This is a genomic window from Actinokineospora xionganensis (assembly GCF_014323725.1).
Lineage (GTDB): Bacteria > Actinomycetota > Actinomycetes > Mycobacteriales > Pseudonocardiaceae > Actinokineospora > Actinokineospora xionganensis.
In genome coordinates, this window is record NZ_JABVED010000012.1 from 70,903 (window position 1) to 86,170 (window position 15,268).

Annotated in this window: 16 protein-coding genes; 9 read left to right on the forward strand and 7 right to left on the reverse strand. The window is 69.3% G+C overall.

The window, feature by feature from the left end:
- Positions 1-15: 15 nt before the first annotated feature.
- The 5 genes from GPZ80_RS20950 to hrcA all read right to left on the reverse strand — a co-directional run bounded on the left by GPZ80_RS20950 (position 16) and on the right by hrcA (position 4,679).
- A complete protein-coding gene (locus tag GPZ80_RS20950) occupies positions 16-1,074 on the reverse strand; it encodes a PhoH family protein (RefSeq protein ID WP_187222593.1) in 1,059 nt (352 codons plus the stop codon).
- A gap of 97 nt (positions 1,075-1,171) precedes the next feature.
- Positions 1,172-1,516, reverse strand: coding sequence for an HIT domain-containing protein (locus GPZ80_RS20955; RefSeq protein WP_187222595.1), 345 nt, complete (start codon positions 1,514-1,516; stop codon positions 1,172-1,174).
- 197 nt (positions 1,517-1,713) lie between these two features.
- Positions 1,714-2,448 carry a 16S rRNA (uracil(1498)-N(3))-methyltransferase gene (locus GPZ80_RS20960; protein WP_187222597.1) on the reverse strand — a complete coding sequence of 245 codons (735 nt, stop codon included), beginning with the start codon at positions 2,446-2,448 and terminating at the stop codon, positions 1,714-1,716.
- Positions 2,445-3,602, reverse strand: a complete 1,158-nt coding sequence (dnaJ, locus tag GPZ80_RS20965; protein ID WP_187222599.1) for a molecular chaperone DnaJ — start codon at positions 3,600-3,602, stop codon at positions 2,445-2,447. Before dnaJ ends, GPZ80_RS20960 begins: the two co-directional genes overlap by 4 nt.
- 54 nt (positions 3,603-3,656) lie before the next feature.
- A complete protein-coding gene (gene hrcA, locus GPZ80_RS20970) occupies positions 3,657-4,679 on the reverse strand; it encodes a heat-inducible transcriptional repressor HrcA (RefSeq protein ID WP_187222601.1) in 1,023 nt (340 codons plus the stop codon).
- Positions 4,680-4,827: 148 nt separating this feature from the next.
- Here hrcA and GPZ80_RS20975 point away from each other — a divergent pair, with 148 nt between their 5' ends.
- Positions 4,828-5,703 (forward strand): bile acid:sodium symporter family protein, encoded by an 876-nt coding sequence (locus tag GPZ80_RS20975; RefSeq protein WP_187222603.1) that lies wholly within the window; start codon positions 4,828-4,830, stop codon positions 5,701-5,703.
- A gap of 184 nt (positions 5,704-5,887) precedes the next feature.
- Here the strand turns inward: GPZ80_RS20975 and GPZ80_RS20980 are convergent, their stop codons facing one another.
- Complete coding sequence (locus GPZ80_RS20980; RefSeq protein ID WP_187222605.1) at positions 5,888-7,093, reverse strand: cytochrome P450; 1,206 nt, start codon at positions 7,091-7,093, stop codon at positions 5,888-5,890.
- Positions 7,094-7,149: 56 nt separating this feature from the next.
- Between GPZ80_RS20980 and GPZ80_RS20985 the strand changes: the two genes are divergently transcribed.
- A complete protein-coding gene (locus tag GPZ80_RS20985; RefSeq protein ID WP_187222607.1) occupies positions 7,150-7,761 on the forward strand; it encodes a TetR/AcrR family transcriptional regulator in 612 nt (203 codons plus the stop codon).
- A 29-nt stretch (positions 7,762-7,790) separates the two neighbouring features.
- Here GPZ80_RS20985 and hemW read toward each other — a convergent pair whose 3' ends face one another.
- Positions 7,791-9,005, reverse strand: coding sequence for a radical SAM family heme chaperone HemW (hemW, locus tag GPZ80_RS20990; protein ID WP_187222609.1), 1,215 nt, complete (start codon positions 9,003-9,005; stop codon positions 7,791-7,793).
- Between the two features lie 119 nt (positions 9,006-9,124).
- On the opposite strand from hemW, the gene GPZ80_RS34070 reads away from it, so the two are divergent.
- The 7 genes from GPZ80_RS34070 to GPZ80_RS21020 all read left to right on the forward strand — a co-directional run bounded on the left by GPZ80_RS34070 (position 9,125) and on the right by GPZ80_RS21020 (position 15,241).
- Positions 9,125-9,211, forward strand: coding sequence for a putative leader peptide (locus tag GPZ80_RS34070; protein WP_376771706.1), 87 nt, complete (start codon positions 9,125-9,127; stop codon positions 9,209-9,211).
- 113 nt (positions 9,212-9,324) lie between these two features.
- On the forward strand, positions 9,325-11,052 hold the full coding sequence (locus GPZ80_RS20995) for a nitrite/sulfite reductase (protein WP_187222611.1): 1,728 nt from the start codon (positions 9,325-9,327) through the stop codon (positions 11,050-11,052).
- Positions 11,049-11,207, forward strand: coding sequence for an Insertion element protein (locus GPZ80_RS21000; protein WP_091372251.1), 159 nt, complete (start codon positions 11,049-11,051; stop codon positions 11,205-11,207). Before GPZ80_RS20995 ends, GPZ80_RS21000 begins: the two co-directional genes overlap by 4 nt.
- Complete coding sequence (locus GPZ80_RS21005; protein ID WP_187222613.1) at positions 11,204-11,887, forward strand: phosphoadenylyl-sulfate reductase; 684 nt, start codon at positions 11,204-11,206, stop codon at positions 11,885-11,887. The genes GPZ80_RS21000 and GPZ80_RS21005 overlap by 4 nt, the downstream gene beginning before the upstream one ends.
- 5 nt (positions 11,888-11,892) lie before the next feature.
- Entirely contained in the window at positions 11,893-12,816 is a 924-nt protein-coding gene (gene cysD, locus GPZ80_RS21010; RefSeq protein WP_187222615.1) for a sulfate adenylyltransferase subunit CysD, read from the forward strand.
- A complete protein-coding gene (locus GPZ80_RS21015; RefSeq protein WP_187222617.1) occupies positions 12,816-14,156 on the forward strand; it encodes a sulfate adenylyltransferase subunit 1 in 1,341 nt (446 codons plus the stop codon). Before cysD ends, GPZ80_RS21015 begins: the two co-directional genes overlap by 1 nt.
- A 29-nt stretch (positions 14,157-14,185) precedes the next feature.
- The gene (locus GPZ80_RS21020; protein ID WP_187222619.1) at positions 14,186-15,241 is read left to right on the forward strand and encodes an ABC transporter substrate-binding protein; all 1,056 of its coding nucleotides are present in this window, start codon (positions 14,186-14,188) and stop codon (positions 15,239-15,241) included.
- Positions 15,242-15,268 lie beyond the last annotated feature (27 nt).

Consider the following 15,268-nt stretch of genomic DNA (forward strand, 5'->3'; position numbering starts at 1 on the left):
TTGTCCCTGGTCGGCTCAGCGGCCCTGCCTGCGGCCACCCGCACGGACCGGTCCGCGGTGGGTTTCCTCGGCTTCGTCCTGCACGACCTGCCAGCGCTCGTAGGCGTCGACGATGTCGCCGACGAGCTTGTGGCGGACCACGTCGGAACTGGTGAGCAGGGCGAAGTGGACGTCCTCGACGTCGTCGAGGATCTCCTTGACGACCTTGAGGCCGCTGCGCTGCCCGCCGGGGAGGTCGATCTGGGTGATGTCGCCGGTGACCACGATCTTGGAGCCGAAGCCCAGCCGGGTCAGGAACATCTTCATCTGCTCGGGCGTGGTGTTCTGCGCCTCGTCGAGGATGATGAACGCGTCATTCAACGTGCGGCCACGCATGTAGGCGAGGGGGGCCACCTCGATGGTGCCCGCCTGCATCAGGCGCGGGATCGACTCCGGCTCGATCATGTCGTGCAGCGCGTCGTAGAGCGGGCGCAGGTATGGGTCGATCTTGTCGAACAGCGTGCCGGGCAGGAACCCGAGCCGCTCCCCCGCCTCGACCGCCGGGCGAGTGAGGATGATCCGGCTGACCTGCTTGGCCTGCAGCGCCTGCACGGCCTTGGCCATCGCCAGGTACGTCTTGCCGGTGCCCGCCGGGCCGATGCCGAACACGACGGTGTTGGCGTCGATCGAGTCGACGTAGCGCTTCTGGTTGAGCGTTTTGGGGCGGATGGTGCGGCCTCGCCGGGACAGGATGTCGAGGCTCAACACGTCGGCGGGCGACTCGCCCGAGTCGCCGGACAGCATGGCGACGGTGCGGCGGACCGTGTCCGGACCGACCTGCTGCCCGCGGGTCGCGAGCGTGGCGAGTTCGGTGAACACCCGCTCGGCGAAGGCCACATCGGCGGGGGCGCCGGTCAGCGTGATCTCGTTGCCGCGGACGTGGACGTCGGCATCGAGCAGTTCCTCCGCGAGGCGGAGGTTCTCGTCTCGCGACCCGAGCAGGGCGAGGACGGCACCATCGGGGATGGAGAACCGCGACTGGGCGTCGTGCTGTGGCGTTGGCGCGTCGGAAGGTCGGGGATCGGTGCCGGTCACGTTGCTTTCGGTCCTGCCTTCTGCGCCACGCGCTGTGGGTCGGTGTCTGCTCCGATGCTAGACCCAGCCACCGACACGGCGCACCGGAAAAACACGCTCAGCGACCGAAGCCCGCCAGCTGTTCGCCACCGAGAACGTGCAGGTGGGCATGGAAAACCGTGCGGCAGGCATCGTCGCCGGTGTTGAAGACAAACCGGTATCCGGACTGGTCGATTCCCTCGATCCGGGCCACCTCGACGCCCGCTTTCAGCACGTCGGCCAGCAATCGCGCGTCCTCGGCGAGTGCGGCGGCATCCTCGTGGTGGGTTCGCGGCACGACGATCACGTGGACCCGGGATTGCGGATTGATGTCGCGAAACGCGTAGGTGGTTTCGGATTCGTGGACGAGCTTCGACGGGATGTCACCGGCGATGATCTTGCAGAAGAGGCAGTCCGCATTCATGCGCTCAGATTAATGGGACGGCCGCGGGTGGAGGATGCCGCGGGTGGAGGATGCCGCGCGGGCGGTGAAGCCTGGGGGTCGCCTCACCGCCTCGCGCGGCTCCGCCGGACCGAGGGGGGAGGTGTCCGGCGGTAGTCATGCGGGCGTCCGAAAGTTCGGATCGCGTTGCACGAGAAAGGGTAGCCCCTTCGCGCGGGTCAACGCCACCGTGTCGTGAGCACGCCGATAGCGCCGAGCGCGACCGCGGCGGCCGTGGAAGTGCGCAGCACGGACGGGCCGAGTCGGACGGTTCGGGAACCTGCCTGCTCAAAGGCGTTGATCTCCTCATCGGTGATCCCGCCTTCCGGCCCGACGATCAGCAAAAGATCACCCGATGAAGGGAGATCGATATCCGCCATTCGGGTGGCGCGTCCGGCTTCCAATACGAGAGTGAGCGCGGACTCCTTTGCCACGGCACTGAGTTCGCGCACCGACATAGGCTCGGTGACTTCGGGAATCCAGGCGCGTCGCGCTTGTTTCGCGGCCTCTCGGGCAGTGGAGCGCCAGCGATTGAGCGCTTTCTCGCCGCGCGGTCCGTCATCCCATTTGGTGATGGAGCGGGAAGCGCGCCAGGGGACGATCGCGTCGGCGCCCGCCTCGGTCGCGAGTTCGACGGCGAGTTCGCCGCGGTCGAGCTTCGCGAGCGCCTGGGCGATGATCACGCGCGGGGCGGGCTGCGGCTCGGTCCAGCGCCGGGTGATCGTCAAGTCGAGCGAGTCCTTGCCCGCCGCGTCGACGACGCAGTGGGCGACTGATCCTTTGCCGTCGGAGATGAGAACTGCCTCGCCCGCGCGCAGCCGCCGGACCGCGGCCGCGTGGCGACCCTCCGGCCCGTCGAGGGTGAACGACGGGCCGGAGGGCAGTGCCTCGGCTAGGAACAGCGCCAGTGTCATCGCGCGTGGCGCTGGCGCAGGCGGGAGAACAGTCCGCCCTGGCGCGCGCTCGCGATGGCGAGCGTGTGCTCCTCTTCGCCGCGCAGCTCGGCCAGCTCGCGCAGCAGCTCGGTCTGGCGGGCGTCGAGCTTCGTCGGGACCTCGACCTCGATGTGCACGTGCAGGTCGCCGCGGCCGTCGACGCGACCGGTGGACCGCAGGCGCGGCAGGCCGCGGCCGGTCATGACCAGTTCGGTGTCGGGCTGGGTACCCGGTTCCAGCTCGATGTCGAGCGGGCCGTCAAGGGTCTCCAGCGGGACGACGGCGCCGAGCGCGGCGGTGGTCATCGGGACCCGCAGGGTGCAGTGCAGGTCGGCTCCGGCGCGCTCGAACGTCGCGTGGGGAAGCTCCTCGACCTCGACATAGAGGTCGCCTGCGGGACCGCCGCCAGGACCGACCTCGCCCTGGCCGGAGAGCCGCACGCGCATGCCGTCGGCGACACCGGGAGGGATCTTCGCGGTGATGTTGCGGCGGGCCCGGACGCGGCCCTCCCCCGCGCACTGGCGGCACGGGTCGGGGATGACCTCGCCGAGGCCGCGGCACACCGGGCAGGCCCGGGCGGTGACGACCTGGCCGAGGAACGAGCGCTGCACGGACTGGACCTCGCCACGGCCGCCGCAGGTGTCGCAGGTGGTGGGCGAGGTGCCCGCCGCGCAGCCCGAGCCGCGGCACAGGTCGCAGAGGATGGCCGTCTCGACGGCGATCTCCCGGCTGACGCCGGTGGCGCACTCCTCGAGTGTCATCTGGATGCGGAGCAGGGCGTCGGAGCCGGGCTGCACCCGGCTGCGCGGACCGCGTCCGCCACCGGCGCCCGCGGCGCCGAAGAAGGCGTCCATGATGTCGCCGAGCCCGAAACCGCCACCGAAGGGGTCGTGGCCGCCGCCGCCACCGCCGCCGTTGGACAGCGGGTCGCCGCCCATGTCGACGATCTTTCGCTTCTGCGGGTCCGACAGGACCTCATAGGCGGCGGTGACGTCACGGAAGCGCTGCTGCGCGGCCTCCTCCGGGTTGACGTCCGGGTGCAGCTCGCGCGCCAGCTTGCGGTAGGCGCGCTTGATCTCGTCCGAGGTCGCGTCCTGCCGCACCCCGAGAGCGCCGTAGTAGTCCCTCGCCACCTTGTCCAGTCCTCCTGCCCCGAGCACGTCGGGGGATCACTTCGTTGCTTTGCGTTACCGGCCGAGGATGTCCCCGACGTAATTCGCCACCGCGCGAACGGCGGCGATGTTGGTGGGGTAGTCCATGCGGGTCGGCCCGACCACGCCCATGCCCCCGAGCAGGGTCGCACGAGTGCCGTACCCGATGGAAACCACGGAGGTGCTGCGCATCTCCTCGGCCTCGTTCTCCTCGCCGATGCGGACCACGACCTTGCCCGAGTCGGTGGTCGCGGCGAGCAGTTTGAGCACCACCACCTGCTCCTCAAGCGCCTCGAGCACCTGACGCAGGGAGTGCGGGAAGTCTGCGGCGTTGCGGGTCAGGTTGGGGGTGCCGCCGAGGACGAGACGCTCCTCGGGGTGCTCCACCAGGGACTCGACCAGCACGGTGGAAAGCCTGGTCAGCGGGTCGCGAAGGTCGTTGGGCGCGGACTCCGGCAGCTCGGCGACCTTCGCGGCGGCGTCGGTGAGGCGCTTGCCCGCGAGCGTGGAGTTGAGGATGGTGCGCAGCCGGCCGACGGACTCGTCGGAGACGAGATCGCCCAGGTCGACCATGCGCTGGTCGACGCGGCCGGTGTCGGTGATGAGGACCACCATCACTCGCGCGGGGGTGATGCTGACCAACTCGACATGGCGCACGGTCGAAGTGGTGAGCGTCGGGTACTGGATGACCGCGACCTGGCGGGTCAACTGGGCGAGCAGCCGGACACTGCGGCGCATGACGTCGTCGAGGTCGATCGCGCCCTCGAGGAAGCTCTGGATGGCCCGGCGCTCGGCGGCGCTCAGCGGCTTGACGTCGCTGAGGCGGTCGACGAAGAGGCGGTAGCCCTTGTCGGTGGGGATGCGGCCCGCGCTGGTGTGCGGCTGGGTGATGTAACCGTCCTCTTCCAGCGAGGCCATGTCGTTGCGCACGGTCGCACTCGACACACCCAGGTTGTGCCGGTCGACGATCGCCTTGGACGCGACGGGCTCCTGGTTGTGCACGTAGTCGGCGACGATGGCGCGCAGGACGTCGAGCCTGCGTTCGTCCGAACTGACCACGTGGCACCTCCCTCTGGTCAGAGTTTACGGAGCGCTGGACCCTGTGGAGTCAATCGGTACGGCTATCACGTTTTGAGCATGGGTCTTGCGGGTTTGCGCGGTTCGTCTGAATCATGCTCGCACTACCCGACGGTAACTGGGAGCCCTCATGGCGTCGTCAGTGTTGACCACGGTGTTCTTGCCGATCGCGCTCGCGATCATCATGTTCGGGCTGGGGCTGTCGCTGACGATCGACGACTTCACCCGGGTGGCGAAGTTCCCCAAGGCGGCGCTGTTGGCGCTCGCGGTGCAGGTGCTGGTGCTGCCGGGCGTGGCGCTCGGTCTGGTGCTGGCTTTCGACCTGTCGCCGGTGCTCGCGGTCGGCATGATGCTGCTGGCCGCGTCCCCGGGCGGGACGACGGCGAACATCTTCAGCCACCTCGCGGGCGGGGACGTCGCGCTGAACATCACGCTGACGGCGATCAACTCGGTCCTCGCGGTGGTCACGCTGCCGATCGTGGTCAACCTGGCCATCGCAGGCTTCCTGGACGGCGACGCGTCGCTCGGGCTTCAGCCGGCGAAGATGCTGCAGGTGTTCGCGATCGTGCTGATCCCGGTGGCCATCGGTATGGCGGTGAACCGGCGCTTCCCGGAGTTCACCGCGCGGATGCGCAAGCCGGTGAAGATCGCGTCGATCGTGGTGCTGGTGCTGGTGATCCTGGGCGCGCTGCTGGCCGAGCGGGCGAACCTCGCGGGGTACCTGCGAGACGTCGGCATCGCGGCTGTCCTGCTGTGCGTGATCAGCCTGGCGCTCGGGTACTTCATCCCCCGCCTGGCCAAGGTGGGCGAGCGGCAGGCGATCGCGTCGTCGTTCGAGGTCGGCATCCACAACAGCACGCTGGCCATCACGATCGCGTTGAGCCCGGCCCTGCTGAACAACGCCCAGATGGCAGTGCCCGCGGCGGTGTACGGCGTGCTCATGTTCTTCCCGGCGGGCCTGCTCGCCTGGTGGATCACCCGGCGAGCGGCGCCGGTCACCGCCTGACGGCCCGAAACCCGTGCTCGCCGGGTCACTAGGCGAAATGAACCACGCCACCGATCGGCGGGTTCGCCATTCGGTATGCCGGTGCGTCCGAGGCCGGCTCCCAAGAGATAGAGCGCGTGCCCCTGCCGGATGCCGCCTGGCCGGTCCAGCAGGAGGTCGCGCCTGAAAGCCGTCTCCGCCGACGTCAGACTGTCACCGGGACCTTCGCCGCGCCGCGGAGGTTGATGCGGCCGTTCCATTCGACCGGTCCGTCGAGCGCCAGGTTCGAGAAGCGTTCGACCAGCCTGCCGAGGGCGATCCGGCCTTCGAGGCGGGCCAGGGCCGCGCCCAGGCAATGATGGGGGCCCGCGCCGAAGGAGACGTGGTGGCGGGCGTTGGGGCGGCTCAGGACCAGGTCGGCGGCGTCCTCGCCCCAGAAAGCCGGGTCGTGATTCGCGGAAGCGAGGCTGGCGATGACGAAGCTGCCCGGCGGGATCTCGCGGCCACCGATCTCCACCGCGGCCGTGGTGATGCGTCGGCTCATCTGGACCGGGCTGTCGTAGCGCAGGAGTTCTTCGACGGCGTTGTCGATCAGGGGTGGGTCCTCGCGCAGCGCCTTGAGCTGGTCGGGGTTGGACAGCAGGGCGACGACGCCGTTGGAGATCAGGTTGACCGTGGTCTCGTGACCCGCCACATAGAGCAGCCCCACCTGGGCGATCAGCTCGTCGTCGCTGAGGACGTCGCCTTCGTGTTCGGCCTCGATGAGGGCCGTGAGCAGGTCGTCGGCCGGGTTGGCGCGCTTCCACTCGATCATCTCGGCGGTGAGCCGGGTGAACTCGGCGTCCGCCTCGCCGATGCGGCGGGCCAGGTCGGGGTCGCCGACCGGTTCCAGGGACCGGACCAGGGTTCCGGTGAGTTCGCGCAGGCGGTCCTCGTCGGTCGGCGGCATGCCGAGCATGTCGGCGATGACGGTGAAAGGCAGCGGGAACGCCAGTTCGTCGACGAGGTCGCACCGGCCCGCGTCGGCCATGCGGTCCAGGGAGGCGTCCACCAACTCGGTGATCCGCGGAGCCAGCGCGTTGATCGCGCGCGGCGTGAAGACTTTCGCGACCAGCGACCGGAGCCGCGTGTGGTCGGGCGGGTCGCGGTCGAGCATGGACAGACCGCCCAGCCGCCAGTCGTCCCCGCCAGCGGCCTTGCGCATCTCGTCGCGGACCGGGTGCGGGGCGAGGTGTCGGGTCTCGACCGACTGGCCCGAGCGGAGCAGGGCGGTGACGAGGTCGTATCGGGACACGTACCAGAAGCCCAGGGGGTGCTCGTGGACCGCGGTCTCCTCGCGGAGCTCCGCGTAGTGGGGGTACGGGTTCTCGTTGAATCCCGGCGCGAAGGGGTTGAACATCGTCTCCGTCATGGTTCACCTTCCCTGCGTTGGTCACATACATCGTGTATGTCATTAAGTTGTACAGCATGTCCGCCACCAAAAGCCGGCGCGAGCAGTACTCCGAAGCGACTCGGGCCGCCCTCATCGACGCCGCCACCAGGCGCTTCGCGACTTTTGGGTTCGCCGCGACGGCGCTGGAGGACATCGCCACCGACATCGACGCGACCCGCGGCGCGGTCTACCACCACTTCAGCAACAAACGGGCGCTGTTCAAAGCCGTCCATGAGGAGCTTGAGTCCGCCGCCGTCGCCCGGGTCACGGAGATCGCGGCAGCCGCGGCGGACCCGTGGACCGGAGCGCTGGACGCGCTCGACGCGTTCCTCGACCAGTGCCTGGACCCGGTCTACAGCCGAATCGTGTGGCGTGAGGCACCGGTGGCCTTGGGGTGGCAGGAGTGGCACCGGGCGGAGGAGACCTACGCATACGGGATCATCCACAAGCTGCTGACCGCATTGGTCGCGAGCGGGCAGATCGAGCCGGTGCCGCTCGACACGGCCACTCGGATCACCTTCTCGATGCTGGGATCGGCGGGAACCACGCTGGCCGAAAGCCCGGCGAGCGACCAGCAGCGGCTGCGCGACGAGTACGCGGACATGGTCCGCCGGATGATGCGCGGGCTGTCCGCCTCCCCGGAATAGCAGGACCCGTCCCTGCCAAGGCGGCGAGGTCAGGTCAGGCGGCGGACCACGGCGTCGGCCAGCAGCCTGCCGCGGGAGGTGAGCACACACCGGCCCGCGGCCAGCGACGGACCGTCGAGCAGGCCGTCCTTCGCCGCTTCGACCGCCTCCACCTGCCCGGCCTCATCCAGGGCGGACAGAGCCAGGCCGTCGGAGAGGCGCAGCTCCAGCAGGACCCGTTCGACCCGCTGGTCGTCGGCCGACAGGCGTTCGCGGCCCGCCGCCGGCGAGTTGCCCTCGGCGAGCAGGTCGGCGTAGCGGGCCGGGTGTTTGACGTTCCACCACCGCACGCCGCCCACGTGGCTGTGCGCGCCGGGACCGGCGCCCCACCAGTCGCCGCCGAGCCAGTAGCCCAGGTTGTGCCTGCACCTCGCGTCGTCCGACGACGCCCAGTTCGACACCTCGTACCAGGTCAGGCCCGCCGCCGACAGCGTCTCGTCGACCTGTTCGTACCGGTCGGCCAGCACGTCGTCGTCCGGGGCGGGCAGGTCGCCGCGGCGGATGCGGCGGGCCAGGGCGGTGCCCTCCTCGACGATCAGCGCGTACGCCGACACGTGGTCGACACCCGCGGCGAGGACCGAGTCCAGGGAGGCCGCCAAGTCCTCGTGCCGCTCGCCCGGCGTGCCGTAGATCAGGTCGAGGTTGACGTGCTCGATGCCCGCGGCCCGCGCCTCGAGAGCGGCGGCGACGGCCCGTCCCGGGGTGTGAGTGCGGTCGAGGACCTTCAGCACGTGCCGCGCCGCGGACTGCATCCCCAGCGAGATCCGGTTGTACCCGGCCTCGCGCAGGCCGGCGAAGAACTCCGGCGAGGTCGACTCCGGGTTGGACTCCGTCGTCACCTCGGCGCCGGAGGCGAGACCGAAAGTCGACCGGACGGCGCCGAGCACCTCCCCCAGCCCGTCGGCGCCCAGTAGCGACGGCGTCCCACCGCCGACGAAGACCGTGTCGACCTTGGGCGGCGATCCCAGCACCCGGGCGGCGAGATCCAGTTCCCGGCGCAGCCCTTCGAGCCAGGAATCCGGCGACGCGGACGAACCGAGTTCCCCCGGTGTGTAGGTGTTGAAGTCGCAGTACCCGCAGCGCGTGGCGCAGAACGGGACGTGCACGTAGACGCCGAACGGGCGCGCGCCCAGGCCCGCGAGCGCCGAGGACGGAAGGGAGCCGTCGACGGGGGCGGGTTCGCCGTCAGGCAGTACGGAGGGCACGCCACCATCCTCCCAGGCCCCCTAGCAGGGATTTATTCCGGCAGGGCGAACCGCGTGACGTCCGTCCCAGCATGCGGATGGAGGTGGACCACACCGTGGACGCATGGGAGTCTGGACCCATGTCAGCGACCGAAGTCTTCCTGGTGGCCCGCCGCCACGTCGACTTCCGTCGTGTCTCCAGCGCGATGTGCCGTCAGTACACCTGATCCGTCGTCGCCTATCTCGAATTCAGCAGGCGTCGGACGCGCCGGCTGAGCATCCCTGATTTCCCGGGGTCCCTGACGGTGCGCCCGAGCGCCCCGACCCTAGAGGACAGCCGGTGTCTCCCACCACCACGGAGTCGACCACCCCGCAGTCGACCCCCTCAGCCCCGGCCCGCCCCAAGGCCCGCCGGGGTGAGGGGCAATGGGCGCTCGGCTACCGCGAGCCGCTGAATCCGAACGAGCGCGCCAAGAAGGACGACAACCCGCTGCACGTGCGGGACCGCATCGTCAACATCTACGCGCACGGTGGCTTCGACAGCATCGACCCGGGCGACCTGCGGGGACGTTTCCGCTGGTACGGCCTCTACACCCAGCGCAAGCCCGGGATCGACGGCGGCCGCACGGCGACGCTGGAGCCCGAGGAGCTCGACGACGAGTACTTCATGCTCCGCATCCGCATCGACGGCGGCCTGGTCACCACGCGCCAGCTCGCGGTGATCGGCGAGGTGTCACAGACCTACGCCCGCGACACCGCCGACATCACCGACCGGCAGAACATCCAGTACCACTGGATCCGGGTCGAGGACATGCCCGCGATCTGGAACAAGCTCGAAGGCGCGGGCCTGACCACCATGGAGGCCTGCGGCGACAGCCCGCGGGTCGTCCTGGGCTCGCCGGTCGCCGGGATCGCCGAGGACGAGATCATCGACGGCACCCCGGCCATCGAGGAGATCAAGCGCCGCTTCATCGGCGACAAGGCGTTCTCGAACCTGCCGCGCAAGTTCAAGTCGGCCGTCTCCGGGCTGCCGGACGTAGCGCACGAGATCCACGACGTCGCGTTCGTCGGCGTCAACCACCCCGAGCACGGCCCCGGCTTCGACGTCTGGGTCGGCGGCGGCCTGTCCACCAACCCGATGATCGGCCAGCGCCTGGGCGCGTGGGTGCCGCTCGACGAGGTGGCCGACGTCTACGGCGCGGTGATCAGCGTCTTCCGCGACTACGGCTACCGCCGCCTGCGCCACCGCGCGCGCATCAAGTTCCTGGTCAAGGACTGGGGCGCGGCGAAGTTCCGTGAGGTCATGGAGGAGAAGTACCTCAACCGCAAGCTGATCGACGGCCCCGCGCCCGAGGTCCCAGCGGTCCCCTACGACCACGTGGGCGTGCACAAGCAGAAGGACGGCAAGTTCTACGTCGGCGCCGCCCCGATCGTCGGCCGCGTGTCGGGTTCGGTCCTCGTGCAGGTGGCCAAGGCCGCCGAGCGCGCCGGGTCCACCCGGGTCACCTTCACCCCGCAGCAGAAGCTGGTCGTCCTCGACGTTCCCGAGGCCGAGGTTGCGTCACTGCAGACGGAGCTGGCCAAGCTGGGCCTGCAGACCGAGCCGTCGGTGTGGCGGCGCGGCGTGATGGCCTGCACCGGCATCGAGTTCTGCAAGCTCGCGATCGTCAACACCAAGGACCGGGCGATGGACCTGGTCGCGAAGCTCGAGGCCCGGCTCAAGGACATAACCGACGTCATCGCCGGCGAAAATTCCTTTGCGCCGATCTCGGTGCACATCAACGGCTGCCCGAACTCCTGCGCCCGCATCCAGACCGCGGACATCGGCCTCAAGGGCCAGATCGTGACCGACGACGACGGCGCCCAGGTCGAGGGTTTCCAGGTGCACCTCGGCGGCGGCCTCGGCCTCGACGCGGGCTTCGGCCGCAAGCTGCGCGGCCACAAGGTCACCGCCACCGAGCTGCCGGACTACGTCGAGCGCGTGGTCCGCAACTTCGTCGCGAAGCGCGAGCCGGACGAGCGTTTCGCCCAGTGGGTCACCCGGGCTGACGAGGGTGATCTGCGATGACCGAGCGCGCCACGCCGTTCCACTGCCCCTACTGCGGCGATGAGGACCTGCGCCCGCAGGAGGAGCCGCAGTCCGCGTGGCTGTGCGCGAGCTGCAGGCGCGTGTTCACGGTGAAGTTCGTCGGGTTGAACCTGCCACAGGGGGTTGCGAAGTGACCGAGTTGAAGAAACTCGCTCAATGGGCGGAAAAGGAGCTCGCCGAGGTCTCCGCTGAGGAAGCGCTTGCCTGGACCCGTGACACCTTCGGCGACCGCTTCATCGTCGCGTCCAACATGCAGGACGCGGTGCTGATCGACCTGGCGTACCAGGCGAAGCGCGAGATCGACATCCTGTTCCTCGAGACCGGCTACCACTTCCCCGAGACCATCGGCACCCGCGACGCGGTGGCCGCGGTCTACCCGGAGGTGCGGATCGTCAACGCCGAGGCCGAGCAGTCGGTGGCCGACCAGGAGGCCGAGTTCGGTCCGCTGAACAAGACCGACCCGACCCAGTGCTGCTTCCTGCGCAAGGTCGTGCCGCTGCAGAAAACCCTTGCGGGATATGACGCCTGGGTCACCGGTGTGCGCCGGGTGGACGCACCGACGCGGGCGAACACGCCGATCGTGCAGTGGGACGACCGGAACAACCTGGTGAAGATCAACCCGATCGCGGCGTGGTCGGACGAGAAGTTCAACGCCTACATCGCCGACCACGGGATCCTGGAGAACCCCCTCGTCAGCATCGGCTACCTGTCGATCGGGTGCGCGCCGTGCACCTCGTTGCCGAAGCCGGGCGAGGACGCGCGCAGTGGCCGCTGGGCCGGGCAGTCGAAGACCGAGTGCGGATTGCACGGGTAAGGGATATGAAAACAACAGAGTCAACCCAGGCTGTGAACAAGCTAGACGCACTCGATCGCCTTGAATCCGAGGCGATCCACATCTTCCGTGAGGTCGCGGGCGAGTTCGACCGACCGGTGATCCTCTTCTCCGGCGGCAAGGACTCGACCGTCCTGCTGCACCTCGCGGTCAAGGCGTTCTGGCCAGCGCCGGTGCCGTTCCCGCTACTGCACGTGGACACCGGGCACAACCTCGACGAGGTCATCGAGTTCCGCGACCGCACCGTCGAGCGCTACGGGCTGCGCCTGGTCGTGGCCAGCGTGCAGGACTTCATCGACGACGGCCGGCTGGAGGAGCGCCCCGACGGCACCCGCAACCCGCTGCAGACCGTGCCGCTGCTCGATTCCATCACCAGCAACAAGTTCGACGCGGTCTTCGGCGGCGGGCGGCGCGACGAGGAGCGCGCGCGGGCCAAGGAGCGGATCTTCAGCCTGCGCAACTCGTTCGGCCAGTGGGAGCCGCGCAGGCAGCGTCCCGAACTGTGGAACCTGTACAACGGCAGGCACCGCGCGGGCGAACATGTCCGGGTGTTCCCGCTGTCGAACTGGACCGAACTCGATGTGTGGCGCTACATCCAGCGCGAGAACATCGACCTTCCGTCCATCTACTACGCCCACCGGCGCGAGGTGTTCCAGCGCGACGGCATGTGGCTGACGGCGGGTCCGTGGTTCGGGCCGAACGCGGACGAGACCGTGCAGGAGCTGACCATCCGCTACCGGACCGTCGGTGACGGTTCGTGCACCGGCGCGATCCAGTCCGACGCCGCCGACATCGAGGCGGTCATCGCCGAGGTGTCCGCGTCCCGGCTCACCGAGCGCGGCGCGACCCGTGCTGACGACCGCCTTTCCGAGGCAGCCATGGAAGACCGCAAGCGAGAGGGCTACTTCTAATGACAACGCTGCGCGATCTCCCTCCTGATTTGCTGCGGCTTGCCACCGCTGGAAGCGTGGACGACGGTAAATCCACGCTGGTGGGACGTTTGCTGTACGACACCAAGTCGGTCCTGGCCGACACGCTCGACGCCGTGCACCGTGCGAGCGTCGACAAGGGACTGTCCACTCCGGACCTGTCGCTGCTGGTCGACGGCCTGCGCAGCGAGCGCGAGCAGGGCATCACCATCGACGTGGCGTACCGCTACTTCGCCACGCCCAAGCGGTCCTTCGTGCTCGCCGACACCCCCGGACACGTGCAGTACACCCGCAACACCGTGACCGGCGCGTCGACCGCGCAGCTCGCCGTGCTGCTGGTCGACGCGCGCAAGGGTGTGCTGGAGCAGACCCGCAGGCACGCGGCCGTGCTGGCGCTGCTGGGTGTGCCGCAGCTGGTGCTGGCGGTCAACAAGATCGACCTGGTGGACTACGACGAGGGCATCTTCGAGGTCATCGCCAAGGAGTTCACCGACCACGCCACCGCCCTGGGCTACCCGATCGGCTCGGTGCTCTCGATCCCCGTGTCGGCACTGGTCGGCGACAACGTGGTGGACCGCTCCGCGCACACGCCCTGGTACACCGGCCCGACTCTGTTGGAACACTTGGAGAACGTGCCGGTCGAGCCCGACCCGCACCACGTCCCGTTCCGCTTCCCCGTGCAGTACGTGATCCGCACGAACACCGCGGAGCACACCGATTACCGCGGCTACGCGGGTCTGGTGGCGGCGGGCACGGTCACCAAGGGCGACGAGATCGTCGTTCTTCCGGCCGGCCTCCGCACGACTGTCGCGCGCATCGACACGCACGACGGTGAGCTGGACGAAGCGGAGGCGGGCCGCTCGGTCACGCTGATCCTCGCCGACGAGATCGACATCACCCGGGGCGACCTGATCGCCGCGGCGGTCGACGCGCCGGCGGTCACCGACGAGTTCGACGCGACCCTGGCGTGGCTGTCGGAGAAGGCGCTGAAGCCGGGCGCGCGGGTGCTGGTCAAGCACGGCGCGAGTACGGTCCAGGCCATCGTCGCCGACCTGCACGCCCGGTTCGACGAGCAGAAACTGTCCACTGTGGCCACTCCCGGCGCGTTGCAGCTCAACGAGATCGGGCAGGTCACCATCCGCACCGCCGAGCCGCTGCCGGTCGACGACTACTCCGTCAACCGGCGCACCGGGGCCTTCCTGGTGATCGACGCGGCCGACGGGTCCACGCTCGCCGCGGGCCTCGTCGGAGCGGGCCTGTCCGCGCTGGAGACGGACCGGAGCACCACCGACGGCGATGCCGTCGTCTCGCCCGGTCCGTAAACCCACTCCCCATCGAAAGGGCTCCAGCCGTGACCCGCTTGACCAGACTGACCGCCGCGACCGCCGCCCTCTCCCTTCTCGTGGCAGGCTGCACGCGTGTCGAGTCGGCCCAGGAGCCCACGACGGGTCCCGACAAGGGCCCGGCGACGGAGCTGCGGCTGGGGTTCTTCCCGAACGTCACGCACGCGTCGGCGCTGATCGGCCTGGAGGAGGGCCTGTTCGCCAAGGAACTGGGCGCCACCAGGCTCGTGCCGACGAAGTTCAACGACGGTTCGACGGAGATGAGCGCGTTCCTCGGTGGTTCGCTCGACGCGGGCTTCATCGGCTCCGGCCCGGCCATCAACGGCTTCGGCAAGTCCGACGGCAAGGCCGTGCGGCTCGTGGCGGGCGGCACGTCCGGCGGCGCGCAGTTCGTCGTCTCGGCCGACATCACCACGGCGGAAGATCTGGCGGGCAAGACGGTGGTCACCCCCGGGCTGGGCAGCACCCAGGACGTGGCGCTGAAGAAGTGGCTGGTCGAGAAGGGACTCACCGACAAGGTCGAGGTGACCAACCGGGAGAACCCACAGACATTCGACGCCTTCAAGAAGGGCGAGGTGCAGGCGGCGTGGCTGCCCGAGCCGTGGGCGTCGCGGCTGGTGCTCGACGCGGGCGGCAAGGTCCTGCTCGACGAGAAGGACCTGTGGACGGACGGCAAGTTCCCGACCACCGTCCTGTTGGTCCGCACCCAGTTCCTCAGGGACCACCCCCAGACCGTGAAGGCTCTGCTGCGTGGCCTGCTCGCGGCCAACGACTTCGCCAAGGCCGATGGGGCGGGCGCGAAGGCCGCGATCAACAAGCAGCTCGAAGCGTTGACAGGCAAGGGATTGGCCCCCCCGGTCATCGACCGCGCGTTCACGACGATCGCGCTGGACCCGGACCCGCTGGCGGGCACCTTCCCGCAGTTGGCGAAGGACGCGGTCACCGCGGGTGTGGCGGCGAAGGAAACCGAGCTCTCCGGGTTCGTCGACCTGACCGCGCTCAACGAGGTGCTCAAGGCGGCGGGCAAGCCCGCGGCCGACGCAGCAGGCCTGGACAAGAAGTAGTGGACAACCGAGGAAGGCAGGCGAGGA